Source organism: Methylobacterium sp. WL18, assembly GCF_008040015.1.
GTDB lineage: Bacteria > Pseudomonadota > Alphaproteobacteria > Rhizobiales > Beijerinckiaceae > Methylobacterium > Methylobacterium mesophilicum.
The window spans coordinates 1-4,846 of record NZ_VRVD01000354.1 but is presented as its reverse complement, the minus strand read 5'-3'; the positions used below and the strand labels follow the sequence as shown (position 1 = coordinate 4,846).

Below are 4,846 nucleotides of genomic sequence, written 5' to 3'. Positions count from 1 at the left end.
GTGCACCTCCTCGGCGTCGTGGGCGAGCGCGGGCACCTCGCCCGGCAGCTCGCCAAGTACCTGCGCCGCCGCGAGGTGGTCTGCAGCGTCTCCGAGGATGCCGCCGGCCGCTGCCGGATCGAGGGCGACGACCTCGCCGCCCTGATCCTCACCGCAGGCGGCGCCCGGGCCTCGGACGATGCGCCCCCGGACCTCCTCGGCGCCGAGGAGCAGGCCCGGGCCGAACGCGTCGGCCTATGGGGCCGGTGACGTGTTCGAGCACCCCTGCGATCCAAGCTCGGCGAGCGTCAGCGGATCGGGCGCGCCGCCGAAATACCGCGCCAGGGCCTCGGCGAAACCCGGCTCGTCCGGCGCGGCGCGCGCGAACAGGGTCATGCTCGAGCGGAACTTCATGTCGTCCGGGGAGCCGAAGATCACGTGAGCCGAGCGTCCGGTGACGCCGTTCACCGCCGCCGTGCAGGCACGCAGGCGTGCGCCGAGCACCGGATGCCCGCAATAGGCCTGCGCCTCGTCCAGGGTGCCGATCGCGTAGCGTCGCGCCATCGGGCTGGAGCCCAGGCCGGCGATCTGCGGAAAGATGAACCACATCCAGTGGCTGCGCTTCTCCCCGGCCCGCAATTCCGCGAGGGCCCGGTCGTAGACGCCCGCCTGGGCGGCGACGAAACGGTCGAGATCGTAGGGTTCGGCCATGATCCGGCTCCGGTCTGCACTACACCAACCCGGTAGCGGTCGCCCGGATGCGCGCGGCCGGATTATCCGGGCGGGCGCTGATCGCGGCCGGCGGGAGACCTATCTCGGCGGGACGTGCCGTCGGCCGGTGGGAGGCACCGGCCCGGCTGCAACGGTACACGGAGACGTCTGATGCCGCAGATCACCGTCCGGGGACTCGCGTTCCGCTATGTCCTGGAGGGGCCCGAGGATGCACCCGTGGTTGCGTTCTCGAACTCGCTCGGCGCCACCCTGGACATGTGGGACGCCCTGCTGCCGGCGCTTGCCGGCCGGTTCCGGACGCTGCGCTACGACACCCGCGGCCATGGCAGCTCCGAGACGCACGACCGGCCGACCGAGATCGCGGACCTGGCCGGCGATCTCGCGGGGCTGCTCGACGGGTTCGGGATCGCCCGGGCCCACCTGGTCGGGCTCTCGCTCGGCGGCATGATCGTGCAGGCGCTGGCGAGCGCCGAACCGGCGCGCTGCGCGAGCGCGACCCTGATGGCGACGGCCGCGCATCTTCCGAGCGCACAGAGCTGGAACGAGCGTGCCGAGACGGCGCGGATGCAGGGGACCGGCGCGCTCGTGGACGCGACGCTGGCGCGCTGGTTCACTCCGGCCTTCGCCGAGCGCTCACCCGAGGCCGTACGGTCCGTGCGGGAGCGCTTCGTCGCCTGCGATCCGGTCGGCTACGCGGTGTGCTGCGGCGTGATCGGACGGATGGACCTGCGGCCCGCCCTGTCGGCGATCACGGCCCCGACCCTGGTGATGGCCGGGCGCGACGACCCATCGACGCCCCCCGCCATGGCCGAAGCGCTCTGCGCCGGCATCGCTGAGGCCGAACTCGTGGTGCTGCCCCGGGCAGCGCATCTCCTGGCGGTCGAGCGCGCAGATGCGGCCGGACGCTACCTGCGGGCGTTCCTCGATCGGATCGAGGCCGGCGGCGCCTGAGGATCCACGAGCCTCAAGCCGCCATCACCCGGAACGGCGCGTCAGTGGCAGGGAATGCCGGCCTCCGCGGGGGACATGCCCCGCGCGAGCCGGCGCCCGACATGGAACAGGACCTTCTCGATCAGCGCGATGGTCAGCGGATCGCCGTCGTGTTTCGCGAGCTGATAGGCGTCGAGCAGGCTGTCGCTGATGTCGCCGAGCAGGTCCACCGGATCGTGCTGCACGTCTGCCCCGAGTGACGACACCGGCGCGGCCGCCGATTCGCCGGCCGGCCCGTCGTGGGCGGCTTGCGAGCCTTCGATGACCTGGCGCGCGGCGTCGATCATGGCCCGCATTTCTGCGAGCAATTCGAGGCTCGTGACGTCGTCTGGCGTATCCTTACGCATGGTTCGGTCCCCCAACCGGTCCCAAACTGCACCTACAGGTTGCGGTCCGTCAACCGTCCGCTTGCCCATCTTGCAGGCATATAGGTTTCAAAGCGGGATTGTCGCAGGCTGCGCCACCGCAAAAGTCGATCACGGCATCATCAAAGAAGAAAACGATTACAACCACGAGGTGCAGCAGCAGTGAGGCGGCTCGTCGTCCGACCGCATGGCATTCCCGGTTCAAACACAAGAACGCCCCCGCGGAGAGATCCACGGGGGCGCCTGTATCTTCACTGAGCGCAATTAGTATTAACGAGCCGTTACTTGACGAGGGCGAGCAGCGCCTTGCCGGCCTTGGAGTTCAGCTCCTTGGCGTCGAGGGTGCCGTCGTTGTCCGGGTCGGCCATCTTGAAGCGATCGGCGACCGCGGCGAGGTATTCCTTCTTGTCGACGGTACCGTCGTTGTCCGGATCGGCCTGCTTGAGGCCGGCCTTGCTCAGGCGACCCTTCAGCTCCTTGGCGTCGAGGGTGCCGTCGGCATCCTTCTCCAGGCGGTCGAAGGTCGCGGAGGCGACGGCCTCGACTTCCTTGAGATCGACGGTGCCGTCGTTGTCGGTGTCGATCATCTTGACGGCGCTGGCGCCGCTCACCGGCTTGGCGAGGGCGGCCGGAACTGCGAGGCCCGAAACGGCGACGGCAAAAGCCGCGAAGCCACTGATGAAACGAAGGGTCATTGCCAAATACTCCCGAAATTTGATGCGGGATCTTCCTAGGCGTGCCCGGACGATGCTGCAAGTGCGAAATTGGCAGGGCAGGCCAGCCGCGCGTGGTCCGGATGACGCGAGACACGAAAAAGGGGCCGGCCAGCGCCGACCCCTCATGGATCATCCAGTCACAGCAAGCTGTGGACAGTCCGAATCAGTAACCGTAGCCGCGGCGGACCGCCGGACGGTCGTCCTCGAATCGCTGGCGGCGATACATCCGGTCGTCGTCGGCGCGGTCACGATCCCGGCGGTATTCGTCCCGGCGGAAATCGCGCTCCCGCTGGCCGCGAGAGCGCAGGTCGACGCTCGGACCGTCGGGGCCGATATCGATGCGCTGGGCCGAAGCCGGGACGACAGTCGCGAGGGAGGCGGCCAGGATGGCGCCGGCGAGCAGGGTCTTCATGGGACACTCCTTCGTGCGTTGGAGTGCCAACACAGTCTCGCGACGATCGTTCCCGATTCGCTCAAGGCATCTCCCGCGGCGCCGCAGAGATCCCGGCGATCTCAGGCCAGCGTCGACAAGTCCTGAAACCAGTGCTGCGCCTGAACATAGTTCTTTACCCGGGGCGACAACGCGTGCGGGTTGGTATCGTGCACCACCCAAACCTGCACCGCGTCGTCGACGACGATTTCGTGGATGCGGGCCAGCAGCCTGTTCTGCTCCTCGGGGTCCAGGCTCGCCTTCACCTTGTCGCACAGGGCGTCGACCTCGGGATTGCGGTAGTGGCTCCAGTTCACGCCGCTCGGGGCGATCTGCTTCGAATCGTAGAAGCGCAGGATCGCGTAGAACGGATCCGAGGTGACGTAGGCGATGTTGCCGGCGGTGACGCCCTTGAGGCCCGGATCCGCCGCGCCCTGGCGCCAGGCCGTGTAGGCCACCTCCAGCTCCACCGTCTTGAACTCGACCTGGATGCCGACCTCGGCCCAGCTCTGCTGGACGAACTCGTTGATCGGCAGGGACAGCATCTGCCCGGTCCCGCCGGTGGGGATCATGATCGTCGCCTTCACCGGGTTCTTCACCGAGAACCCGGCCTCCTCCACCAGCTTGCGCGCCGCATCCACGTCGGTCCTGATCTGGAAGCTCGGCTTGCCGAACCACGGGCTCGAAGTCTGCATCTGCCCCACGGCCGGCTGGGCGAGGCCGCCCAGGAGCTGGACGACGCCGTCGCGGTCGATGGCGAGGTTGGCGGCCTTGCGCAGGCGCAGGTCCCGCCAGGGCGACCCCTCCAGCATCGACAGGTGGTAGTTCCAGACATGCGGCGTGTCGTTGCCGACGACGCGCATGCCGGACGCCTTGAGGCGCGGTACCGCATCGGGGGCCGGCGCCTCGATCAGGTCGACGTTGCCGGAGAGCAGCGCGTTCACCCGGGCGAGGTCCTCGGGGACGCAGGTCAGCGTCAGCTTGGCGAGCTTCGGGACCCGCTTCGGGTTCCAGTAGCCGGCGTTCGGCAGCAATTCGAGGCGGACCCGCGGGATCAGCTGGCCCATCTTGAACGGGCCGGTGCCCGAGGGCTGAAACGCGAACTTCGCCCAGTCGCGCCCGACCGCCTCGTACTGGGCGGGCGAGGAGATCAGGAACCACAGCATCTGGTAGGGGAACAGGCTGTCGGGGTTCTTGGTCGTCACCTGGACGGTCTTGGCGTCGAGCTTGCGGTAGCTCGCGACGCCCGGCAGCCGCGGGCGGACCTGGGCGGCTTGCCGCTGGTCGAAATGCGGCGCCTCCTTGTTGAGCACCTTGTCGAAGTTCCAGATCACCGCGTCGGCGTCGAAGGCCGAGCCGTCATGGAACGCCACGCCCTCGCGCAGGTGGAAGACCCAGACCTTGGGATCGGCCGGATCGACCTCCCAGGCGGTGGCGAGACCGGGGACCATCCGGCCCGGACGGTCGGCGATGCCCAGATCCCAGGCGACCAGGGGATCGTACAGGGTCAGGCCGGTGAACTGGTAGCCGCCGGCGCCGCGATCCGGCTGGCCGGTCGTGAGCGGCAGGTCGGTCATCGAGATGCCGTAGGTCAGGCTGCCGGCGGCTACCAGTTCACCGGCCTGACCCTGTAC

7 protein-coding genes and 1 pseudogene are annotated in these 4,846 nt (G+C 68.8%); 2 read left to right on the top strand and 6 right to left on the bottom strand.

Annotated features, from left to right (window positions below):
* A pseudogene (locus tag FV228_RS20405) lies at positions 1-249 on the top strand (penicillin-binding protein); the annotation flags it as partial.
* Here FV228_RS20405 and FV228_RS20400 read toward each other — a convergent pair.
* Positions 235-690, bottom strand: coding sequence for a DUF1810 domain-containing protein (locus FV228_RS20400; RefSeq protein WP_147856290.1), 456 nt, complete (start codon positions 688-690; stop codon positions 235-237). The pseudogene FV228_RS20405 and the gene FV228_RS20400 sit on opposite strands and share 15 nt — an antisense overlap.
* Positions 691-861: 171 nt before the next feature.
* On the opposite strand from FV228_RS20400, the gene pcaD reads away from it, so the two are divergent.
* On the top strand, positions 862-1,662 hold the full coding sequence (gene pcaD, locus FV228_RS20395) for a 3-oxoadipate enol-lactonase (RefSeq protein ID WP_147856289.1): 801 nt from the start codon (positions 862-864) through the stop codon (positions 1,660-1,662).
* A gap of 41 nt (positions 1,663-1,703) precedes the next feature.
* Here the strand turns inward: pcaD and FV228_RS20390 are convergent, their stop codons facing one another.
* From FV228_RS20390 to FV228_RS20375, 5 genes are all read right to left on the bottom strand, one after another.
* Positions 1,704-1,988, bottom strand: a complete 285-nt coding sequence (locus FV228_RS20390) for a hypothetical protein (protein WP_147856288.1) — start codon at positions 1,986-1,988, stop codon at positions 1,704-1,706.
* Between the two features lie 109 nt (positions 1,989-2,097).
* Positions 2,098-2,301 (bottom strand): hypothetical protein, encoded by a 204-nt coding sequence (locus tag FV228_RS33245; RefSeq protein WP_187277831.1) that lies wholly within the window; start codon positions 2,299-2,301, stop codon positions 2,098-2,100.
* 46 nt (positions 2,302-2,347) lie between these two features.
* Positions 2,348-2,761, bottom strand: coding sequence for an EF-hand domain-containing protein (locus FV228_RS20385; RefSeq protein WP_147856287.1), 414 nt, complete (start codon positions 2,759-2,761; stop codon positions 2,348-2,350).
* 184 nt (positions 2,762-2,945) lie between these two features.
* On the bottom strand, positions 2,946-3,194 hold the full coding sequence (locus FV228_RS20380; RefSeq protein ID WP_147856286.1) for a hypothetical protein: 249 nt from the start codon (positions 3,192-3,194) through the stop codon (positions 2,946-2,948).
* 101 nt (positions 3,195-3,295) lie between these two features.
* On the bottom strand, positions 3,296-4,846 hold a 1,551-nt coding region (locus FV228_RS20375), incomplete at its 5' end, for an ABC transporter substrate-binding protein (RefSeq protein WP_147856285.1).